General features: G+C 71.4%; 18 protein-coding genes. 4 read left to right on the top strand and 14 right to left on the bottom strand.

Going from position 1 to position 19303, the window contains the following annotated elements:
* Positions 1-60: 60 nt before the first annotated feature.
* The 3 genes from A3CU_RS0107835 to A3CU_RS0107825 form a co-directional block, all read right to left on the bottom strand.
* Positions 61-327, bottom strand: a complete 267-nt coding sequence (locus tag A3CU_RS0107835; RefSeq protein WP_027941829.1) for a DUF1876 domain-containing protein — start codon at positions 325-327, stop codon at positions 61-63.
* A 178-nt stretch (positions 328-505) separates the two neighbouring features.
* On the bottom strand, positions 506-3145 hold the full coding sequence (locus A3CU_RS0107830) for a bifunctional acetate--CoA ligase family protein/GNAT family N-acetyltransferase (protein WP_027941828.1): 2640 nt from the start codon (positions 3143-3145) through the stop codon (positions 506-508).
* Between the two features lie 6 nt (positions 3146-3151).
* A complete protein-coding gene (locus A3CU_RS0107825; protein WP_027941908.1) occupies positions 3152-3550 on the bottom strand; it encodes an Hsp20/alpha crystallin family protein in 399 nt (132 codons plus the stop codon).
* Between the two features lie 177 nt (positions 3551-3727).
* On the opposite strand from A3CU_RS0107825, the gene A3CU_RS43820 reads away from it, so the two are divergent.
* Positions 3728-4918: a site-2 protease family protein gene (locus A3CU_RS43820; protein WP_052371532.1), complete on the top strand. Its 1191-nt coding sequence runs from the start codon at positions 3728-3730 to the stop codon at positions 4916-4918.
* 2 nt (positions 4919-4920) lie between these two features.
* Here A3CU_RS43820 and A3CU_RS0107815 read toward each other — a convergent pair whose 3' ends face one another.
* The 8 genes from A3CU_RS0107815 to A3CU_RS0107780 form a co-directional block, all read right to left on the bottom strand.
* Entirely contained in the window at positions 4921-7206 is a 2286-nt protein-coding gene (locus tag A3CU_RS0107815; protein ID WP_027941827.1) for a heavy metal translocating P-type ATPase, read from the bottom strand.
* Positions 7203-7895 carry a CBS domain-containing protein gene (locus A3CU_RS0107810; RefSeq protein WP_027941826.1) on the bottom strand — a complete coding sequence of 231 codons (693 nt, stop codon included), beginning with the start codon at positions 7893-7895 and terminating at the stop codon, positions 7203-7205. Before A3CU_RS0107810 ends, A3CU_RS0107815 begins: the two co-directional genes overlap by 4 nt.
* 11 nt (positions 7896-7906) lie before the next feature.
* The gene (locus A3CU_RS0107805; protein WP_027941825.1) at positions 7907-8431 is read right to left on the bottom strand and encodes a flavodoxin domain-containing protein; all 525 of its coding nucleotides are present in this window, start codon (positions 8429-8431) and stop codon (positions 7907-7909) included.
* A 16-nt stretch (positions 8432-8447) separates the two neighbouring features.
* Entirely contained in the window at positions 8448-8720 is a 273-nt protein-coding gene (locus tag A3CU_RS0107800) for a hypothetical protein (protein WP_027941824.1), read from the bottom strand.
* Positions 8717-9325, bottom strand: a complete 609-nt coding sequence (locus A3CU_RS43815; RefSeq protein WP_052371531.1) for an Rv1733c family protein — start codon at positions 9323-9325, stop codon at positions 8717-8719. The genes A3CU_RS0107800 and A3CU_RS43815 overlap by 4 nt, the downstream gene beginning before the upstream one ends.
* A 95-nt stretch (positions 9326-9420) precedes the next feature.
* On the bottom strand, positions 9421-9894 hold the full coding sequence (locus A3CU_RS43810; protein WP_245616921.1) for a universal stress protein: 474 nt from the start codon (positions 9892-9894) through the stop codon (positions 9421-9423).
* A 267-nt stretch (positions 9895-10161) separates the two neighbouring features.
* Positions 10162-10740: a CBS domain-containing protein gene (locus A3CU_RS0107785; protein WP_027941823.1), complete on the bottom strand. Its 579-nt coding sequence runs from the start codon at positions 10738-10740 to the stop codon at positions 10162-10164.
* 19 nt (positions 10741-10759) lie between these two features.
* On the bottom strand, positions 10760-11419 hold the full coding sequence (locus A3CU_RS0107780) for a CBS domain-containing protein (RefSeq protein WP_027941822.1): 660 nt from the start codon (positions 11417-11419) through the stop codon (positions 10760-10762).
* A 125-nt stretch (positions 11420-11544) separates the two neighbouring features.
* Between A3CU_RS0107780 and ftsH the strand changes: the two genes are divergently transcribed.
* The 3 genes from ftsH to A3CU_RS0107765 are packed head-to-tail and all read left to right on the top strand — an operon-like array spanning position 11545 to position 15042.
* Complete coding sequence (gene ftsH / locus A3CU_RS0107775; RefSeq protein ID WP_027941821.1) at positions 11545-13434, top strand: ATP-dependent zinc metalloprotease FtsH; 1890 nt, start codon at positions 11545-11547, stop codon at positions 13432-13434.
* Between the two features lie 26 nt (positions 13435-13460).
* A complete protein-coding gene (locus tag A3CU_RS0107770) occupies positions 13461-14393 on the top strand; it encodes a galactose-1-phosphate uridylyltransferase (protein WP_245616920.1) in 933 nt (310 codons plus the stop codon).
* A gap of 37 nt (positions 14394-14430) precedes the next feature.
* Positions 14431-15042, top strand: coding sequence for a DoxX family membrane protein (locus A3CU_RS0107765; protein ID WP_027941819.1), 612 nt, complete (start codon positions 14431-14433; stop codon positions 15040-15042).
* Between the two features lie 310 nt (positions 15043-15352).
* Here the strand turns inward: A3CU_RS0107765 and A3CU_RS43805 are convergent, their stop codons facing one another.
* The 3 genes from A3CU_RS43805 to A3CU_RS0107750 form a co-directional block, all read right to left on the bottom strand.
* Positions 15353-16708, bottom strand: a complete 1356-nt coding sequence (locus A3CU_RS43805) for an MBL fold metallo-hydrolase (protein ID WP_043840751.1) — start codon at positions 16706-16708, stop codon at positions 15353-15355.
* Positions 16709-16778: 70 nt separating this feature from the next.
* Entirely contained in the window at positions 16779-17627 is an 849-nt protein-coding gene (locus tag A3CU_RS0107755) for an SAM-dependent methyltransferase (RefSeq protein WP_245616919.1), read from the bottom strand.
* A 170-nt stretch (positions 17628-17797) separates the two neighbouring features.
* Entirely contained in the window at positions 17798-18928 is a 1131-nt protein-coding gene (locus tag A3CU_RS0107750; RefSeq protein WP_027941817.1) for a S1 family peptidase, read from the bottom strand.
* Between the last annotated feature and the right edge of the window lie 375 nt (positions 18929-19303).

The raw sequence follows: 19303 nt of genomic DNA, 5'->3' as shown, positions 1-19303 counted from the left end.
CCGGCGCGCGTGCCCGTGGTCGCCTCAGGCGGAAACACGGACGTTGAGACGCACTCTCGGTCACCGGTGAAGGTGCGCCTTCTGGTGAGTGATGTGCTCGATGTCCGCGGCGGCGGCATCGAGCAGCCGGTGCGCCAGCTCGTTCAACGCGCGTGCCGTGGCGAGTTCGTCACCGATTTCCGGCACGTTGACGTCGCTGGGGTTCAACCGCGCGGTACCCACGCCGACCACACCCGTCTGGTCGGGATTGTGCAGCCGCGCGTGCGCCCGCGTGCGGTTCTCGTGCTCGTCGATGACGATGTCGACGTTCCAGTGCTTTTCCTGCATTTCGCTGCCTCCGTTCGACCTCCGGCGGCCACCTCGGACCTCCCCCGCGCACGAACCGAACCTACGGCGGCGGGCGCGCCGCGGTCAGGTGCTCCCGGCCCGGATGCCAGGGACTTTGGGCCTCAAGCGGCGGCTCGGGCACTGCCCCGGCCCAGTCCGATGAGGACCTTCAACCGGGTCATGTGCGCAAGCGGCGCAGGAACTCGTCGGCCGGCTCCCGCGGCTCGATCCGGACCCGCGCGTCCAGCACGATGGCGCCGGTCTCGGTGGCGACCAGCGGGTTGAGGTCGAGCTCGGCGACCTCCGGCAGTACCTCGGCCAAGCGGCTGACCCGCAGCAGCACGTCCCGGATGGCAGCCACGTCGAGGTTGTCCCGGCGAAACAGCTCCGCCGAACTGCGCAAGCCATGCAGCAGCAGGTCGGCGTCGGCGTCGCTGAGCGGTGCCAGCCGCGCGGCCCGGTCGCCTACCAGATCGGTGTCGACGCCCCCGAGGCCGAAGACGATCAACGGCCCGAACACCTCGTCACCGGCAATGCCAACCAGCAGCTCGCGCCCGCGTGGGCACATCCGCTGCACCAGCGCGCCCCGCCAGCGGTCGCCGAACCGCGCGCGCCAGCCCTCGACGGTGGCCCGCACCTCGGTTTCGTCGCGGACATCGAGCACGACACCACCGGCCTCGCTCTTGTGCACCAGGCCCTCGACGGATGCCTTGACCGCGACCGGTCCGCCCAGTTCCCGGAACGCCTCAGCGGCGCCGCCGGGATCCCGGGTGAACCGCGACGGCACGACCGGGATTCCGAAGCAGTCCAGCAGTTGGGTGGTTTCGGCCGGGTCCAGCCAGCCGGCGGGGCGATTGCCCGCCAGCGCCAGCGCCCGCCGTGAATCGATGCCCGGAAGGTCGGGCACGGCCCCGGCGGGCCGGGCGCGCCAGGCGGCGTAGCGGGCGAGATGGCCGAGCGCGGTGGCCGCGCCAGCCGGGTCGGCGTAGGCGACCGTCACCACCTCGCCCGCCGGGCCGGTCAGCGGGGCGGCGTGGCCGAGCGCGCCGAAGCGAACCGCGAGCACGGGCTTGCCGCCGGGTGCCGGCTCCTTCAGTGCGATGACGGGGTCACCGGTCGCGATCGGCACCGTCGCCGCGATCACCGCGTCCACGCCGTCGTCGGCAAGGAGCACGTCAAGGCACTCGCCGAACACCGGCGCGCCGACCGCGGCAGTCGTGTCGACCGGATTGCCCACCGACGCCTGCCCCGGCAGTAGGTCACGCAAGCCAGAAAGCGCTTTCTCCCCCAGCTCAGGCACGGTCAGTCCAACGCGGACGCAGGCGTCCGCCGCCAGCACCCCCGCGCCGCCCGCGTTGCTGATGATCGCGACCCGGTTGCCCGCCGGCAACGGCTGCCAGGACAGGGCGGCGATCACGTCCACGAGTTCGGTGATCGTGTCGACAGCTATCACACCGGCCTGCTCATACAGGGCGTCACGGGTCACCGCGGGCGTCGCCGCGGCGGCCGTGTGCGAGGCGGCCGCGCGCTGGGCGATCTCCGTGCTCCCGGTGCGGATCGCGGCCACCGGCTTCTCGTGGGCCAGCGAGCGGGCCAGGCGGCCGAACTTGCGCGGGTTCCCGAAGGACTCCAGGTACAGCACGGCGATCTCGGTACCCGGGTCACGCTGCCACCACATCAGCAGGTCGTTGCCGCTGATGTCGTACTTGTCGCCGGTCGACACCATGCTCGACACCCCGATCCCCAGCTGCCGCAACGATTCCAGCAGCGCGATGCCGAACCCCCCGGACTGCGAAACCACGCCGACGTGACCCGCCGGGACCCGGCCCGGCATGAACGTCGCGTTGAGTGCGACCGCCACGTCGGTGTTCGCCACGCCGACACAGTTCGGCCCCACCAACCGCATCCCATACCGCCGGGCGGCCTCGACCACCTGCCGGCCGGCGTCGGTGCCGGTGAGCCCGGCCGTGACAATGACCGCCGCACGCGCCCCTGCTTGTCCACTCTGGACGATCACGGCCGGGACCGCGGGCGCCGGCACGCAGACCACCACCAGCTCCGGCGGGTCCGCCAGGTCGGTCACCGAAGGCACGCACGGCACGCCGAGGACCTCGGTGGCGTTCGGGTTCACCGCGAACACCCTGCCGGTGTAGCCGCCTTCGAGGATGTTGCGCAGCACCGCGTGCCCCACCGCGCCCGGCCTCCGGCTCGCCCCGGCCACGGCCACCGAAGCGGGTTTCAGCACCGCGGAAAGGCTCGCGACATCGGCCACGCGTTCCCGCTCACTCAGCGCCGCCCGGTAGGGCTCGCCCACTTCGAGCGACAGCACGAACTGCCGCTCCGGCCCGCCCGGCGTGGTGCGAAAGGGCAGGCCGAGGTCGTTGAACAGCGCCAGCATCCGGCTGTTCTCGGCGAGCACCGACCCGATCAGCCGCCGGATCCCGTACCGCCGCGCGATCGACACCAGGTACTCGAGCAGGACCGTGCCCACCCCGTGGGCCTGCACGCGGCCGTCGACGGCCAACGCCACCTCCGCCTCGGTCGGATCGGCGACGATCTCGTAGTGGGCGACCCCGATGAGCCGATCGCCGCGGAAGGCCCCGACCGCGGCATGCCCGACGCCGGTTTCCGCCGCCACGCGCGCCGCCAGCGCCGCCATCCCCGCCGTGGCGGGGCCGAAGAATCTCAGGTAGCGGTCGCGCTCGCCGAGGCCGGTGTGCAGGGCCAGCACCTCCTCGGTGTCGGCGGGCCGCAGCGTGCGGACCCGCACGACCTCGCCGTCGGCGAGCACGACGCTCGCGGCGCGTTCAGCGGTCACCGGCGGTCAGTCCCGGCTCACGTCGATGTGCACGGGGTTACCGGCCCCGCCCTCCCGGACCGGAACCTTCACCTCCAGGATCCCGTCGGCGTACTTCGCGGTGATCTTCGACGGGTCGGCGCCCTGGGGCAGCGAGACCGTGCGGGTGAACGAGCCGTAGCGGAACTCGCTGCGCCCGGACTCGCTGCTCTCGGACGACCGCTCGGCCGAAATGGTGAGCAGGCCCTCCTGCGTGGTGACCTTGATCTGGTTCTCCGGGTCCAACCCCGGCAGCTCCGCACGGACGACGTAGGTGCCGTCGTCCATCGACTCCTCGATGCGGACCGGGTGCTCACCGAGCGCGCCTTCGAGCAGGTCGGCGATGCCGGGCAGCACGCCCTTCGGGCGTCGCATCAACGACGGCATTTCGCCCTCCTTCCAGCTGGTTTTCCCTTCCCCCGCAACCTTTACCGGTCCGGGCCGGCGGCGAACACGGGCCTTCGTCCCCCGCGCCGGGGACCTTCGCCCCGGCCCCGGGGAAGTTCGCCCCTGGGAAGCGTCCGGCGCGCCGGGCGCATACTGGAAGTTGGTCGAGGAGAATCGATGTTCAGCACCTCCATCCCGCTGGGCCGCGTCGCCGGCATCCGCCTCCAGGCGAACTGGTCGGTGCTGATCGTGCTGGCGCTGATCGCGGACCTGATCGCGGTCAGCGTGCTGCCCCGGGCGGCGCCCGGGCAGTCCACCTTCTGGTACTGGGTCACCGCGCTGGTGACCGCGGCCTGCTTCCTGGCGTCGCTGCTGGCCCACGAACTGGCGCACGCGGTGACCGCCCGCCACTACGGCATGAAGGTCAAGCGCATCACGCTGTGGATGCTCGGTGGTGTCGCGGAGCTGGAGGGTGAACCGCCGAGCCCGCGGGCGGATTTCGTCATCGCGATCATGGGCCCGCTCACCAGCCTGGTGCTGGGCGGCGCGTGTTGGGGCACGGCCTACCTGACCCGGCTGGTGCTGCCCGCACTGGTGGTGCTCGGACTGTCCTGGATCGGGATCACCAACGTCCTGCTCGCCGTGTTCAACCTGCTGCCCGGTGCGCCGCTGGACGGCGGGCGGGTGCTGCGCGCGGCGGTGTGGAAGGCGACCGGGAACCGGATGCGGGCCAACGCGGCCGCCGCGCGCACCGGCCAGGTGCTCGGGCTCGTGCTCATCGCGGGCGGCCTCGGCGAGACGCTGTTCCTCGGCTCGTACAGCGGGCTGTGGCTGGCTTTCATCGGCTGGTTCCTGACCTTCGCCGCGCAGCGCGAGCTGGCCGGCGGCGTGGCGCGCGAACGGCTGGCCGGGGTCCGGCTGCGGAACGTCATGGATCCCAACCCGGCGATCGCGCCCGGGTGGTGGACGGTCGATGCGTTCCTGGACCGCGTGGCCACCACGTCGCGAGGGCGGGTCTTTCCGGTCACCTCGTTCGACGGCACGCCGCTCGGCGTGGTCAGCCTGGCCGAGCTGATCCGGCTGTCCGAACAAGACCGCCTGATCCGGCGCGTCGGCGACGTTGCCCGCAAGCCCCCGCGGGTGCTCATCGCCGACGCCGCGGAGCAACTCGTCGACGTCATGGGGCGGACGGCGCTTCGCCCGGGCCGGGATCTCATCCTGGTCACCGAGCATGGCCGGCTGGCCGGTGTGATCGGCCCCGACGACTTCGCCCGCACCCTCGAACTCGCCGCCTCCGGCCATCCGGTGACCGGCCCGCCGAGCGGGCACGACAACCCGTCACTGTTCGACGGCGGCTTGCGCGGCTGAACTCACGGCTGGGGCGCACCACCGCTGGTGAGCGTGAAGTACGCCTCTTCCTCCTGGGCGAAATGGAGGGTCAGCACGGCGTCCAGCCCGTAGAGGGTGGCCCGCAGGTCGTCGACCTGGTCCGGCTGGATGGGCGTCTCGGTCAGGTGGCGCCCGAGCCGCCGGACCAGCCGCTCGATCTCGGCGTGCCCCCGGCTCATCGTCACGGTCCCCTCCGGCCCGCCGAGGATGTCGGTCAGCGCCGGATACAGCTGGGTTTCCTCGGCCGCCTCGTGCGGCAGCAGCCGGTCCACGAGCAGCCGGTAGGCACGCCGCACGGCGGCGTCGGCCTCCGGGCCCGCGCCCTCGGCCAAGGCGTCGGCCGCCTGGCGCACCGCGGAACGGGCCGGAAGCAACAACTCGTGCTCGCGCGCGAAGCGGTGCAACAGCACGTCCGGCCGCCGGTGCCGCAGTCGCAACGGCCCGCGCAGCGAGCGCAGCGAGTTGAGGATCACCGCGACGTCAATGGCTTCCTGCACCAGAGCGCCCGCGACGGGAACCAGGAACCCGGTCGCCGCCGCGGCCATCGCCACCAGCGACAGGCCGGTGCCGATGCCCGCGCTCGCCACGGCGAGCCGGCGCGAGCGGCGCGAGATCTCGACCGCGTCCGCGAGCCGGTCGATCCGGTCATCGACGATCACCGCGTCCGCGGCCTGCACCGCGGCGGTCGAGCCACGGGACCCCAGTGCGATCCCGACGTCGGCGGCGGCGAGCGCGGGCGCGTCGTTGACCCCGTCGCCGACCATCACCGTGACGCCGTCCTCGCGCCCCGAGCGCACCCGTTCGATCTTGTCGGCGGGGCTCGCGTCGGCGCACACCTCGTCCAATCCGAGCAGGGCGGCCACCTCCACCGCGTTGTCCACGTGGTCACCGGTGAGCAGCAAGATGTGCCGCAGCCCGGCCTCACGCAGCCGCCGCAGCGTCCGCGCCGCGTCGGTGCGAACGGGATCGCGGACCAGCATCGCCGCCACGAGCCTCCCATCGGTCTCCACCCAGATCACCGAGGCCAGGTCGAGCCGCCCGCGGCGGGCCGCGCCGCGGGCCCAGTCCGGCAGTTCCCGGCCGGACTCCAGGCGCCCCACGGTCACCTCCCGGCCGCCGACCCGGCCGCGGGCGCCCCACCCCGGCTCCTCGGAGACCGCCACCGCGGACGCCGGTTCGACCCCGGCGCGCCGCGCGGCGCGCAGCACCGCGCCGGCCATCACGTGCGGCGAATACTGCTCGACCGCCGCGGCATCGGCGAGCACGCGCTCGGGCGCCACCTCTGGTGCGCAGACGATGTCGGTGACCTGGGGCTGCCCGCCGGTCACGGTGCCGGTCTTGTCCATGGCCAGCGTGGTGGCGCGGCCCAGCAGTTCCAGCGCCGCGCCGCCCTTGACCACCACGCCGGCGCGCGACATCCGCGACATGCCCCCGGTGATCGCCACCGGCACCGCCAGCAGCAACGGGCACGGCGTCGCCGTCACCAGCACCGCCACCGCCCGTTCCGGGTTGCCGGTGCCGATCCACGCGGCGGCGGCGATGAGCAGGGCGGCCGGCAGGAACCACACGGCGATGCGGTCCGCCAGCCGCGTGACCGGTGCGCTGTCCGCGGCGGCCTGCTCCGCCAATCGGATCACGCCCGCGTAGGTGCTGCCCTCCGCGGTTGACGAGGCGGCCAGCTCCACCGCCGAACCGGCGTTGACGACCCCGCTGCGCACCGCGTCCCCGGCCAGGCGATCGACCGGTGCGGCCTCCCCGGTGAGCGCGGACTCGTCGAACAGCCCAGCACCGCACAACAGACCGTCGACCGGCACGACCCCGCCCGGCAGCACCACGACCCGGTCCCCGGCCACCACGTCGTCGACCGGCACGAGGTCCACCCGCTCGCCGCGGCGGACGTGCGCCTCGTGCGGCGCGCGGGCGAGCAGCGCGGACAGGTCGCGCCCGGCCCGGCGCGCGGCGGCCTTGTCCAGCAGCTGTCCGGTGGCCACCATCACCGCGATGATCGCGCCTGCCAGGTACTCCCCTACCGCGGTGGTGCCGCCGAGCGCGAGCACGGCCAGCACGTCCGCGCCCCAGCGCCCGGCCCGGAGATCGGCCACCACCCACGTCACCGCCGGGACCAGGGCCACGCCGGCCGCGACGGCCCACACGATGTCGGCGGGAAACGGTCCGGCCAGCCAACGGACGAACCCACCGGCGGCGAGCAGCACACAGACCGCCGCCAGCAGGACGGCTTCACCGTGCGCGAGACGCCGCCAGCTCATGGACGCCCGCGTCTCCGTTCGTGCGGAAGGCCGGAGGTGGCAGTGCCGGCCTGGTGAGTGTCGCCGAGCGGACGAGTCAGCCGCGACACCACGTCGACCACGCCTGTCACTTCGCGGGTGAGCGACTCCGCGACCGGGATCAGGCTCTCGCTGTCCACCTCGCCGGTGAGCGTCACCTCCCCATCGCTCACCTCGGCCCGGACCGCACCCGGCGGCAGGCCCAGTGCGCGCTCGAACACCTCGCGCTCGATCTCGGCCCGGAGCTCGTCGTCGGCGCGGATGAAGACACGCAGCAGGTCCACCCGGCTGACGATGCCGGCCAGCCGGCCGGAGGAGTCCACCACGGGCAGGCGCTTGACGCCGTGCCTGACCATCCGCCGCGCCGCCTCCGCGACCGTCGCGTCGCCGGTGATGGTGGTGGCGGGTGAGGTCATCACGTCGCCGGCCACCCGTCCCGAAGCCTTGCGCAGCCAGGCGGTCTGCGACAGCCATCCCAACGGGCTCCCCATCCGCCTGGGCAGCAGGTCGGCCTGGGACACCACGCCGACCACCCGCTGCCGGTCATCGGTCACCGGCAGCGCGCTGATCCGGCGGCCGTCCATGGTCCGCGCGACCTCGCTGACCAGGGTGCCTTCGCAGACGGCGATGACATCGGTCGTCATCACATCCCCGACCGTCGGGCTCGCCATCGCCGACCTCCTCACCGTTCGAAGGCAGGCACCCGGCTGGCGTGCAGCAGGCTCGCAATGCCCAGCGCCCAGTCCCGGATGCCGACCCAGTCGCGGTAGTCGCCGTCGCGGAAGCCGAGCGCGCCGGCCACGGCCCGTTCGGCGAACGACAGGCGCGTGCGGTCCAGCTTGCCGGCGAACACACGATGCTGGTGCGCTCCGGAAAGGCGGGCCACCTCGGTCACGTCGAGATCCTCATCGGCCGGCCCCGGCCCGGCCGGACCGCTGGAGAACAGCCAGACCGGCCGGGCGGCCAGCTCGGCACGGTGCCACTCGACCAGCCGCCGGGCCGCGTCCAGCCACCGTCCATTGTAGACAGCACTGCCGAGGACGAACGCGTCGTAGCCCGAGACGTCATACACGTTCTCCGCGAACAACACGTCCGCCCGGGAATCCTCGCCCAGACTCGCCAGTGCCTGCCGGAGCGTTTCCCCGATCTCGTCGGCGATCTCGCGGGTCGCGCCGTGCCGGCTCGCCACCGCCACCAGCACGCTCATCGGCGGTTCCTTCGTGTCATCGCCGGTCTCCACGGGGATTGAGATGCTTCTCCAGATACTCCAGCTTTTCCCGCGCTTTCCGCGCCTCACGCTCCGCATGCTCTTTGCGCAGGCGGAGTTCGCGCTCGAACTCGTCCTCCCGGCGGCGCTCCTCGGCCAGGATGAACGGGCTGATCGCCGGTCCCGCCAACCGCCCGGTGCCATGCCCGCTCGCGGCCCGGGAAGCCGCGCCCGCCCGCGCCTCGCGCGCCGCCCGGATGCTTTCCCGCTGGCGGTCCATCTCGCTCATTTCGAGTCTCCTTTGCTTCTGGGACGCCACCGCACGGCTTCCCATTCCCGGGCCCACGCGGCCAGCCGCGCCCGGTCGAGGACCGCGCGGACGATCCAGTAGACGAACAGCCCAGCGACCGTGCCGCCCGCCCAGACCAGCGCGCCGAAGCCGATCGAGAGCCCGAGCACGTTCAGTCCCGACATCGGGGCACTGACCGGGTTTCCGGCTTGGTCGAGCCAGATTCCGACGTGGTCGCCGGCGCTCAGCCCGGGCCCGGCCTCGACCAGGCCGGTCCGGTCGGTGCCGCCGGCCTGCCATCGGGCCGGGATCTTCTCGGTGGGCACGGCCACCCCCGTGTAACCGGCCGTGTCGGGATCGGTCGGGGTGAGCAGCACCGCAGTCGCCGGGTGACGCTCCGCCTGCTGCGCCGCCGCGATCGTGGCTTCCCGGTGGTGCACAACCGATCCGGCCAGCATGCCCACCGGCACCGCCACCAGCGCCAGCACCAGCACGGCGAGCGCGACGGCCGCCTCGATGCGGTCGCAGCGGCGGGCCAGCGAGCCGCGGCGCGGCAGGAGCCAGCGGTACTGGCGCATCAGCCAGTTCGTCGAAGCGGCCACCATTTCGCCACCTCCTTCACCCTTCTCACCACAGCGTCGTCGTCACCGCCATCACCGGCTAAGAGCCCAAGGTCACCGCCTGACACCCGAAAGGCCCATCACGCGGAGGTGGCGAGATCGTCGGCCGGCTCGTCCGGCACGACCTGCGCCGGGAAGATCAACACCGGGCAGGTGGCCCGGCGCAGGCACCGCGCGCTGACCGACCCGAGCAGCGCGGTCATCAGCAGGCCGCGGCCGTGGCTGCCCAGCGCCAGCAGCGACGCGTCCTTCGACGCCTCCAGCAAGGCGTCGACCGGGTCGCCCTCGATCAGCAGGGCGTCGACCTTCACCCCCGGTTCCTTTCCGACGGTCCGGGCGATCACCTCGTCGAGGGTGCGGCGGTGCGCCGCGGCCATCTCGTCGACAGGCAGCACGGTGCCGCCCGGTTCCAGCGCCGGGGCGTAGCTCCACGCCGCGACGGCGCGCACTTCGCGTCCGGTCGCCGCGGCTTCGGTCACCGCCCAGCGCAACGCCGCCCGGCTGGCCGGCGAGCCGTCCACGCCCACGACGACCGGTGCGTCGTTCAGGTCCACTTCCATCCTCCTCGCCCGGCGGTGCTCCGGACTCTTTCCCGGCTGCTACGGACTACCCGATGGCGAAAACGGTAATCGTGAAATTGGCCGGCGATTCCCGGAAATAGGGAAACGGCTCCCTCGTAAGCCGATTCTGCTCTAGAACTCGAACGTCCGCGTGAACGTGAAAACCAAATAATCGATAACCGAACGAAATGGTGTGGCTCTTCCGGAGCGGCGGCGTGCCGAGGGCACCCCAGAAGAGCCACACCCCATCAGATCCGGCGGCTACTGGGTCACCGCGTGGGTCAGCTCGACGCGGTTCACCCCGGGCACCGTGTGGGCCAGCGCGGCGACCACGCGGCGCTCGGCCTCGTCGGAGAAATCCCCGCCGACCGTCGCGACGCCCCCGACAACGCCCACCGTCCACCGATCGCGCTGCCCGGAATAGTCACGTAGGAGTGCGTGCAACTGCGCGGCGATCGCGTCGTCCCCTCGCACCAGCGGGCGCAGCAGGTCCCGGCGGCTGATCACGCCCACCAGCGCGCCGTCGTCGACGACCGGAACGCACCGTAGGCGGTCGTGCAGCATATGGCGGGCAATGCGGGCGACGTCGGTGTTCATGGTGACGACCTCGGCCGGCGTGGTCATCAGCTTCTCGACCGGAAGGTCGAACTCCGGCGGCTCGGCGCCGAAGCCGCTGCGCAGCGCATCCGCCTCGGTGAAGATGCCGACGACCTCTTCCTCCGCGCTCACCACCGGCAGCGCGGCGAAACCGTGCTGGATCAGCAGCGCCGTCGCCTCGCGCACCGGCGTGTTCGGACCGACCCGGATCACCGGCCTGGTCATGATCTCGCTTGCGTACATGTCTTCCCCGATCACATCATCACAGCCGTTCGTCGTCCCACACGTAGTCCAGCCGGTTGCACAGCCCGATCACCCCGGGCACCAGCGGGATCAGCCGTCCCGCCGAACTGACCGCGCTGCGCCGCTCGAGCCGCCCCAGCACCGTCACCACCCCGTGGTCCACGGTCACCGAAAACGAGGCCGGCTCGGCGTGCAGCACGCGCCCGAACACCTCGGCCTCGACGTCCCGCTGCACGTCGCGGTCGGAACGGAAATAGACGTCGAGCAGGTCCCGTCGCGCCACGACGCCGACCAGCTTCCCGCCGCCGTCCACCACGAACAGCCGGCGCAACTGGTGCGCGGCGAGCTCACGGGCAGCCTCCGCGAGACTCGTCCCGGTCCCCACCGTGCGGACCGGTGTGGTCATCAGGTCCCGCGCGAGGTGCCGCGGCCGGTGCGATTGCCGCTGCTTGTGCCAGTGCAACGGCAGCCCCCTGCCAACGCCGTCACCAGCGTGCTGGACGTTCAACAGATCGGCCTCCGACACCACGCCGACCGGCCGGCCGTGGCCGTCGACCACCGGCACCGCGCTGATCCGCTCGCGAGCCAGCAGGACCGCGATGTCCTTGAACTCGGTGTCCGGCGCCACGGCGAACGGATTCGAGGTCATCACCGCGGTCACGGTCAGTGGTGGTTCCATGTCTACCTCCAACGTTCGGAAATCACGCTAGAAGTGACGCCGTCGGCGTGCGCAGGGCCTTCCGCCACCAGGGATAAGGACTTTCGCCGCTCACCAGGCCGGACACGAGCGAGTTTCCTGAGGGCATGTCCCGAACGGCGAAGTCGGGCCCGCCGCCCGACCCGACGCCCACGCCCGAGCCACCCGAGCCCGGCTGGCGGCGCTGGCTGCTGCCGCTGGGCATTCTGGCCGTGCTGGCCCTGCTGTTCGTCCCGAGCCTGCTCACCCCGGGCAAGCAGGAGCCGGCACTGTCCTACAGCGACCTGGTCAGCAAGGTCAACGACGGCCAGGTGTCCTCCGTCCAGATCAGCGACCAGGGCCAGGTGCACGGCAAGCTGACCAACGGCACCTCGTTCACCAGCCAGCTCCCCACCGCACTGGGCACCGGCCAGTTTTCCCAGCAGTTGCAGGCGAAGAACGTCCAGATCACCGCCACCCACACGCAAAGCACGTCGTGGCTGAGCAGCCTGCTGTGGCTCCTCCCGCTGTTGCTGCTGTTCGGGTTCCTCATCTGGGCGGGCCGCCGCGCGCAGGGGCAGTTGGCCGGCGGGCTCGGCGGCTTCGGCCGGTCCAAGGCGAAGATCATCGAGGCCGAGCGCCCCACCACCCGGTTCTCCGACATCGCCGGGTACGAGGGCGTCAAGCAGGAGGTCAGCGAAATCGTCGACTTCCTGCGCAACCCCGGCCGCTACGCGGCCGCGGGCGCCAAGGGCCCGCGCGGGGTGATCATGGTCGGCCCACCCGGCACCGGCAAGACGCTGATGGGCCGCGCGGTCGCGGGCGAGGCGAGCGTGCCGTTCCTGTCGGTCACCGGGTCGGCGTTCGTCGAAATGTTCGTGGGCGTCGGCGCTTCGCGCGTGCGCGACCTGTTCAACGAGGCCCGCGAGCGCGCGCCGTCGATCATCTTCATCGACGAAATCGACGCCGTCGGCAGCCGCCGCGGAATCGGCGGAGTCGGCGGCCACGACGAGCGTGAACAGACCCTCAACCAGTTACTGGCCGAAATGGACGGTTTCGACCAGAGCAGCGGCATCGTCGTGCTGGCCGCGACCAACCGTCCGGAGGCACTCGACACCGCGCTCACCCGGCCGGGCCGGTTCGACCGGCAGGTCACCATCCCGCTGCCCAACCAGACCGAGCGGGCGGAGATCCTGGCCGTGCACACGGCCGACAAGCACCTCGCGCCGGACGCCGACCTGCAGGTGCTGGCCCGCGGCACACCCGGGTTCTCCGGCGCGGACCTGGCCAACCTGGTCAACGAGGGCGCGATCAACGCCGTCCGCGACGACCGGACCACCATCACCGCCGACGACCTCGGTGCCGCGCGGGACCGGGTGCTGCTCGGCCGCCGCGACACTTCGAACGCGCTGCTGCCGGAGGAACGCCATTCGGTGGCCGTGCACGAATCCGGGCACGCCATCGTCGCCGCCGTCTGCCCGCACGCCGACCCGGTCGCCAAGGTCACCATCCTGCCCGCCGGCATGGCGCTGGGCGCCACCGAGCAGCTGCCGGAGGCGGAACGGCACCTCTACGGAGAGGGGTATCTCAACGACCTGCTGACCGTCCGCCTCGGCGGGCGCGCAGCCGAACTCGTGGTGTTCGGGCAGGGGTCCACCGGCGCGGTCAACGACCTGGCCGGGGCCACCGAGCTGGCCACCAAGATGGTCACCGAGTTCGGCCTGTCCCCCGAACTCGGCCCCGTCGGCTACCCGTCGCCGGGCGAGCAGAAGTTCCTGCCCGGCCAGGCCGGCGAGTTGGCCGGCCGGCGCTTCTCCGAGCAGACCCAGCGGGTGGTCGATCGTGAGGTCGCCCGGCTCCTGCGCGACGCCGAGGAGCGCGCCGTGCAGATCCTGGGCGAGCACCGCAAGGCGCTCGACCGGCTGGCCGCGGAGCTGATGGAGCACGAAACCGTCGACGGTTCCGCCGTGCTCGACGCCCTCGCCCACGAGGGCGGCGCCAATGCCCTCGCCTCGTAGGCAGCCGTGAGGAGAGGAGTCCTCTCATGCCGTACGCGGGAAGTCCCGGAATGACCACCAGGCACTGGCACGGTGGGGAACTGCGCTGGGACCACCTGGGCGGCGAATGGTGCGTGCTCGCGCCAGGGCGGGCCACCGCGGGCGCCGCCGGCTGCCCGTTCTGCCCCGGCCCGGCCCAGGACACCCCGCCGGAGACCTGGCGCCTGTCCGCACCGGACGGTGGCTCGTGGCGGGTGCGTGCCGTGCAGAACCGGTACGCGCTGTCCGACCAGCACGAGGTGATCATCGAATCTCCTTGGCACGACTGGGATCTCGCCGTCGGCACCGACGACGAGGTGGCCGCCGTGCTGCGCGCGTGGCAGGAGCGGCACCGGGCGCTGCGCCACGACGCGGCGCAGGTCGTGCTTTTCCGCAGCCACGGACCGGCCGCGGGAGCCACGCTGTCCCACCCGCATTCGCAGGCCGTCGGGCTCCCGGTGCTGTCCGCCGCGTCGCGGCGCGAACTGGTCGCCATGCGGGAGCACTTCGACCGCTCCGGCCGCCCGTTCGCCGCCGAAATCCTGGCCGGCGAGCTGTCCTCGGGCGAGCGGATCGTCCTCGCCGAGGGCCGCACCGTGGCGTTCGTCCCGTTCGCGCCTTCGTCCGAGTTCGAGATCCGCATCGTCTCCGCCCGCCACCGGGCCGATTTCTCCGCAATCCCGGGCGAAGAGCTGGGCTCCATCGCGCACGCCCTGCGGCTCGTGCTCGCGGCGCTGCGCACGGAACTGGGCGACCCCTCGTACAACCTGATCCTGCACACCGCCCCGGTCGGCCTGGAGCACGTGCCGTACCTGACCTGGTCGCTGCGCGTGGTGCCACAACTGGCCATCCCGTCCGGGCTCGAACTGGCCACCGGCATCCCGGTCGTCACCACGACGCCGGAAGAGGCCGCCAAGCGCCTACGCAACCGGCTCCCGTGACAGCCGCCGGTTGCGTGCAAGCAACGAAGGAGGTGTCATGTCCTTCCAGAATCAGGCGAAGAAAACCGAAACGTCCCAACCGGTTACCGGGCATTCGGCCCCGGAAACCGTTGTCCCGCCACGTGGCGCACTGATCACGGCGACCGCCGCCAGGCTGACCGCCGTGTTGCGGATCGCCATCGGCTTCGTGTTCCTCTGGGCGTTCCTCGACAAGACATTCGGCTTCGGCTATACCACCCCGCCGGCGCGGGCCTGGATCCACGGCGGATCCCCCACCGCGGGATTCCTCCGCAAAGTCGACGTAGGACCGTTGGCGGGCGCGATGCGTTCGTGGGCCGGCGCGCCATGGGCCGACTGGCTGTTCATGATCGGCATGGCGGGCGTGGGCGTGGCCTTGCTGCTCGGCATCGGCCTGCGGATCGCGGCCGTCGCGGGCAGCGCGATGATGATGCTGATGTGGATCGCGGAGTGGCCGCCGGCGAAGGCGACCCAGACCGGCCAGGCCACCGGGTCGAGCAACCCGATCATCGACTCCCACGTGATCTACGCGCTCGTACTCATCACGCTGGCCGCACTGTACGCGGGCAACACCTGGGGGCTGGGGCGCTGGTGGTCCCGGCTGATCGGGAAGAACCGCTGGCTCGTCTGACCAACCCAGCCGCGTCCCCGCTCCAGGCGGGCGTGTCCCCGCTTCAAGCACGCGAGTTCCCGCTTCAAGCACGCGTGTCCCCGCTTCAAGCACGCGAGTCCCCGCTTCAAGCACGCGAGTTCCGGCTTCAAGCACGCGAGTTCCGGCTTCCTGGACCGGGAACTCAGCGTCCTGGACCGGGAACTCAGCGTCCTGAGCCGGGGACACGGACGCCAGGCGGGCGTGTCCCCGCTTCAAGCGCGCGAGTTCCGGCTTCAAGCGCGCGAGTTCCGGCTTCAGGCGGCCGTCTTCTCGGTTGGAGGCCGTCCGGTCAGGCCATCACCTGCCGGCTCACCACGTCCAGCCCGGCCGGAGCGGCCCGCTCGAACAGATCGTCCACGGTCACGACCCGTCGTCCGGCAGCGGCCAGCAGCGAAGCCCCGATCGAGGACCGGTAGCCGGAATTGCAGTGCACCCACGCCTCGCCGCCCGGCACCTCGCCGAGCCGGCCGGGCAACTCGTGCAGCGGGATGTGGACCGCGCCGGCCACGTGCTCGGCCCGCCACTCTTGGTTACGGCGGACATCCACGATCGCGACCGGCCGGTCCTGCCATGCCCGTGCCAGGTCCGCGAACCGCGCCGTCGGGAAGGAGGAGATCGGGCCGGCGGTCCAGGTGCCCGGCCGGCCGGTCGCCGCAGCCGCCGGACGGTCGATCCCGATCCGCGCCAGTTCGCGCTGTGCCCGGGCGACCTGCTCGCGCGTTTCGCCCAGCAGGGTCACCGGGGTGCCCCACGGGAGGAGCCAACCCAAATACGTGGCGAATTCACCGTCGATGCCGAAGTTCAGCGTGCCCGTCACGTGCCCCGCGGCGAACGCGGCGCGGTGGCGCAGGTCCACCACCCACTCCCCCGCCACGATCCGGCGGCGCAGTTCGGTCGTCCCGGCCCGCCGCGGGAACGACAGGTCGGGCGCGCCCGGGCCGGCGAGGTTGAGCTGCGCAAGGTGGTCGTAATACGCGGGATACGCGTCGAACGGCTCGTCCACATAGGACTGCTCGGACCGGGTCAGCACCGGGTTGAGTTGCCGCTCCCGCCAGATCGTGGACGACGACGCGGCCGACGGCGCCGAGGCACAGAAGCTGCCGAACCCATGAGTGGGAAACACCCACGTCTCCTCCGGGAGCTCGGCCGCGAGCCGGTTCGCCGACGCGTACTGCGCGTGCGCCAACTCTCGCGTGTGTTCCGACCCGAGCAGGTCGGGGCGGCCGACCGAGCCGTAGAGCAGGGACCCACCGGTGAACACCGCGGGCGGCTCCCCGGCGCTTTCGACGAGGTAGGCGAGATGCGTGAACGTGTGTCCGGGCGTCGCGACCGCCCGCACCCGCATCGCCTCGCCGGCCTCGACGAGATCACCGGCCTTGACCGGGCTTCGCTCGAACGACACGGGATCCGCCGCGTTCACGTGGTAGGTGGCGCCGGTCGCCCGGGCCAGCGCCAGCCCGCCGGTCACGTAGTCGTTGTGGACGTGCGTTTCGAACACGTCCGTCAGGCGCGCCCCCCGGTCCCGCAGCACGGCCAGCACCCGGTCGATGTCGCGCTGCGGGTCGACCACGAAGGCGACCTCGCCGTCGTGCACGACGTAGCTGCGATCACCCAGCGACGGAGTGTCGATCGGCACGATTTCCATCCCGCTGGCCCTCCTTCGCCGGCCGTTGCCGCGGCACCCACCTCGATGAGGTACCTGCCGCGCGGCCCGCTCAAACGGATGGCTTACGGGCAACCCCGGCCATGCTGTAGGTGCGGGTCGGATCCGTGCGCGGCGGTGTGGTGGGCCGCCACTGTGACAGCCAGACCAGGCCGGGGTCGACCAGCTCGAAATCGCCGAAGAGCGCCTTGATCTCGTCGATTTCGCGGTTCACGACGCTGTTGGTCGATTGATCCCGGTAGGCGGCCGCGACCTCCTCACCGGCCGCCATCGCCGGATCATCGGGCGCGATCGCGACGTGGCTGATCACGAGCAGGCTGCCGGGTGGAAGGACATCTCGGTAGAAGGCCAGGACCTCCTCCGGACGCGTCTGGGCCGGCATGAAATGCAGCAGCGCCACCATGAGCAGGCAAATCGGCCGGCTCGGGTCGATCCCGGTGGCCAGCACCCGCCGCCACAGCCGTTCACGGTCGAAGAAATCCGCGTCGAGCGCGAAATGCCGGGCCGGGTCGGCGGTCCGGTCGAGCAGGATCTGCGCGTGTGCATGAGCGATCGGCTCGTTGTCGATATAGACGACACGGGCCTTGCCGGGAGCGACCTCATCGGCGACCTCGTGCACGTTTCCCTGCGTGGGCAGCCCCGATCCGATGTCGACGAACTGGTTGACCCCCTCCGCCATCGCGTACCGGACCACGCGTCCCAGGAAATCGCGGTTGGCCCGCGCGGAGGTGCGCATGTCCGGAAACCGTTTGAGCTGCTCTTCGGCGAACTCCCGATCATGGGCGTAGTTGTGAACGCCCCCGAGAAGGTAGTCGTAGACCCGGCCGACGCTGACCTTGTCCACGCTGTCACCGAGCCGGCTCAGCAGTTCCTCGTCCCGCATCGCCTTTGCGTTTTCCATAGTGTCCCCAGCGTCCCACCGGAAATGGCAGCCCGGAGCATATACGACCGTACCGGCCGAAAACGCACAAGGCAGGTTTTTTGTGCGTTCTTATTCCAACCCCGGGATCCACGCACGGTGGGGCCCCGAGGCGGGTGCCGATTCCGCCCCGGGGCCCGCCGCGATCCGCCTCAGCTGGTGACCAGGGTCAGCCCGAACCGGGACAAGATCGGGTTGACCGGCTGGAAGAAGGTCGTGCCGCCGACGGTGCAGTTCCCGGAACCGCCGGAAGTCACGCCCTGAGCCTGGTTGCCGGTCAGCCATGAGCCGCCCGAGTCACCTGGCTCCGCGCAGACGTTGGTCTGGGTCAGCCCGAGCACCCTGCCCTGCGGGTAGGTCACGGTCTGGTTCTTGGCCTGCACCGTGCCGCAGTGCCAACCGGTGGTCGAGCCGGAGCGGCAGATCGACGAGCCCACGGCGGCCTCGGTGTGCCCGGAAACCGGGACCGTGGTGCCGTTGTAGCGGTTCACCACGCCGCGCGGGGTCCAGTTCGAGTTGGTCCGCACCCAGGCGTAGTCGTTGCCGGGGAATGTGAAGCCGCCCCAGGTGCCCAGCGCCACCCCGTTGGACCCGGCCAGGGAACCGGAGGTCAGCGCCGCGCAGTGACCAGCGGTGACGAAGCCGCCCTGGACCGAGAACCCGATCGAGCAACGCGACGAGCCGATGAAGTAGGCGTCGCCGCCCCGCACGTCGAACAGTGGCTGAGGCTGCTCGGGCGACTCCACGACCTCGACCGCGGCGGCGTCGGTGCCGGTGGCGGCCAGGTAGGACCGCGCGTCGGCGACCGCGCCCGGGGTGACGGTCAGCACGACGTCGTTCTTCGTGACGTCGACGTACCAACTGGTGAGCGTCTTCGGCGCCTGCGCGGCATTCTGGTCCAGCCCCGCCTTCACCGCGTCGAGCTGCTGTTCACTGCGCCCGACCTGGACCGCCTTGGCCCCGGCTGCTCGCACCACGCCCGCCTTGGCGGCGTCTGTGACGCCGACGACGAGCTGGTTCGTCGTCGCGTCGAAGTACGCGCCGCCGAAAGCGCCCTGCAGTTCCTGCCGCAGGCTCTGTTCCTGCTCCGAAGCCTTGACCTCACTGGTCATCCGCTTGATCGCCTGGTCTGCGGTCAAGCCGATGTCCCGCTGCATGGCCTGCAGCATCTCCGGTGCCACTGTCATCGGGGTAGCCGCCTGAGCGGTGACCGCCGGCGTGGCGGCCAGGCCGGCGGCCAGCAGCGCCGCCCCCACGACCCGGGCCGCGAACAGCCGTTTCATTGTGCCTCCTTTATTGGCCGGAATACCGACGTTAAAGATTTTCAAAGGCCCACAGGTGGTCAAAAACCGCCGTTGGAGGTACCCGAGGAGAGTTTTCCGCCGATTTCCGACACGGAGGGTTAGTACCTACTTTTGTCGTGATACAAGACGTCGATATCAATGCTGCCTTCGGCGGCTTGCCCGAGTCGTTCGGCGAGGGGAAAATCCGCGCTCCGCCAACGAACTCCGCGCCAAGCGACCGCGCGACACCTGTCGCGAATTACCGACTAACGAAGGTGTCGGACGCCTGCGCGGCACGGCTAGACTACTTCTCCCCAAGACCATACTCACATCTTTTACGGAAAGCGAGAAAAGACGACGGCCCACCGGCACTTC

The sequence above is a fragment of the Amycolatopsis taiwanensis DSM 45107 genome (genome assembly GCF_000519205.1).
Classification (GTDB): Bacteria; Actinomycetota; Actinomycetes; order Mycobacteriales; family Pseudonocardiaceae; genus Amycolatopsis_E; species Amycolatopsis_E taiwanensis.
This window is presented reverse-complemented; position numbering and strand designations above follow the sequence as displayed.

Excerpts from the sequence above, each read along its gene's own strand:
- A3CU_RS0107780 (WP_027941822.1), bottom strand. The coding sequence starts at position 11,419 with ATGGAACCACCACTGACCGTGACCGCGGTGATGACCTCGAATCCGTTC.
- A3CU_RS0107815 (WP_027941827.1), bottom strand. The coding sequence starts at position 7,206 with ATGAGCTGGCGGCGTCTCGCGCACGGTGAAGCCGTCCTGCTGGCGGCG.
- A3CU_RS0107770 (WP_245616920.1), top strand. The coding sequence starts at position 13,461 with ATGCCGTACGCGGGAAGTCCCGGAATGACCACCAGGCACTGGCACGGT.
- A3CU_RS0107785 (WP_027941823.1), bottom strand. The coding sequence starts at position 10,740 with ATGTACGCAAGCGAGATCATGACCAGGCCGGTGATCCGGGTCGGTCCG.
- A3CU_RS0107750 (WP_027941817.1), bottom strand. The coding sequence starts at position 18,928 with ATGAAACGGCTGTTCGCGGCCCGGGTCGTGGGGGCGGCGCTGCTGGCC.
- A3CU_RS0107825 (WP_027941908.1), bottom strand. The coding sequence starts at position 3,550 with ATGCCGTCGTTGATGCGACGCCCGAAGGGCGTGCTGCCCGGCATCGCC.
- A3CU_RS0107835 (WP_027941829.1), bottom strand. The coding sequence starts at position 327 with ATGCAGGAAAAGCACTGGAACGTCGACATCGTCATCGACGAGCACGAG.
- A3CU_RS43805 (WP_043840751.1), bottom strand. The coding sequence starts at position 16,708 with ATGGAAATCGTGCCGATCGACACTCCGTCGCTGGGTGATCGCAGCTAC.
- A3CU_RS0107755 (WP_245616919.1), bottom strand. The coding sequence starts at position 17,627 with ATGGAAAACGCAAAGGCGATGCGGGACGAGGAACTGCTGAGCCGGCTC.
- A3CU_RS0107805 (WP_027941825.1), bottom strand. The coding sequence starts at position 8,431 with ATGAGCGTGCTGGTGGCGGTGGCGAGCCGGCACGGCGCGACCCGCGAG.
- A3CU_RS0107810 (WP_027941826.1), bottom strand. The coding sequence starts at position 7,895 with ATGGCGAGCCCGACGGTCGGGGATGTGATGACGACCGATGTCATCGCC.
- A3CU_RS43815 (WP_052371531.1), bottom strand. The coding sequence starts at position 9,325 with ATGGTGGCCGCTTCGACGAACTGGCTGATGCGCCAGTACCGCTGGCTC.
- A3CU_RS0107765 (WP_027941819.1), top strand. The coding sequence starts at position 14,431 with ATGTCCTTCCAGAATCAGGCGAAGAAAACCGAAACGTCCCAACCGGTT.
- A3CU_RS43820 (WP_052371532.1), top strand. The coding sequence starts at position 3,728 with ATGTTCAGCACCTCCATCCCGCTGGGCCGCGTCGCCGGCATCCGCCTC.
- ftsH (WP_027941821.1), top strand. The coding sequence starts at position 11,545 with ATGTCCCGAACGGCGAAGTCGGGCCCGCCGCCCGACCCGACGCCCACG.
- A3CU_RS0107800 (WP_027941824.1), bottom strand. The coding sequence starts at position 8,720 with ATGAGCGAGATGGACCGCCAGCGGGAAAGCATCCGGGCGGCGCGCGAG.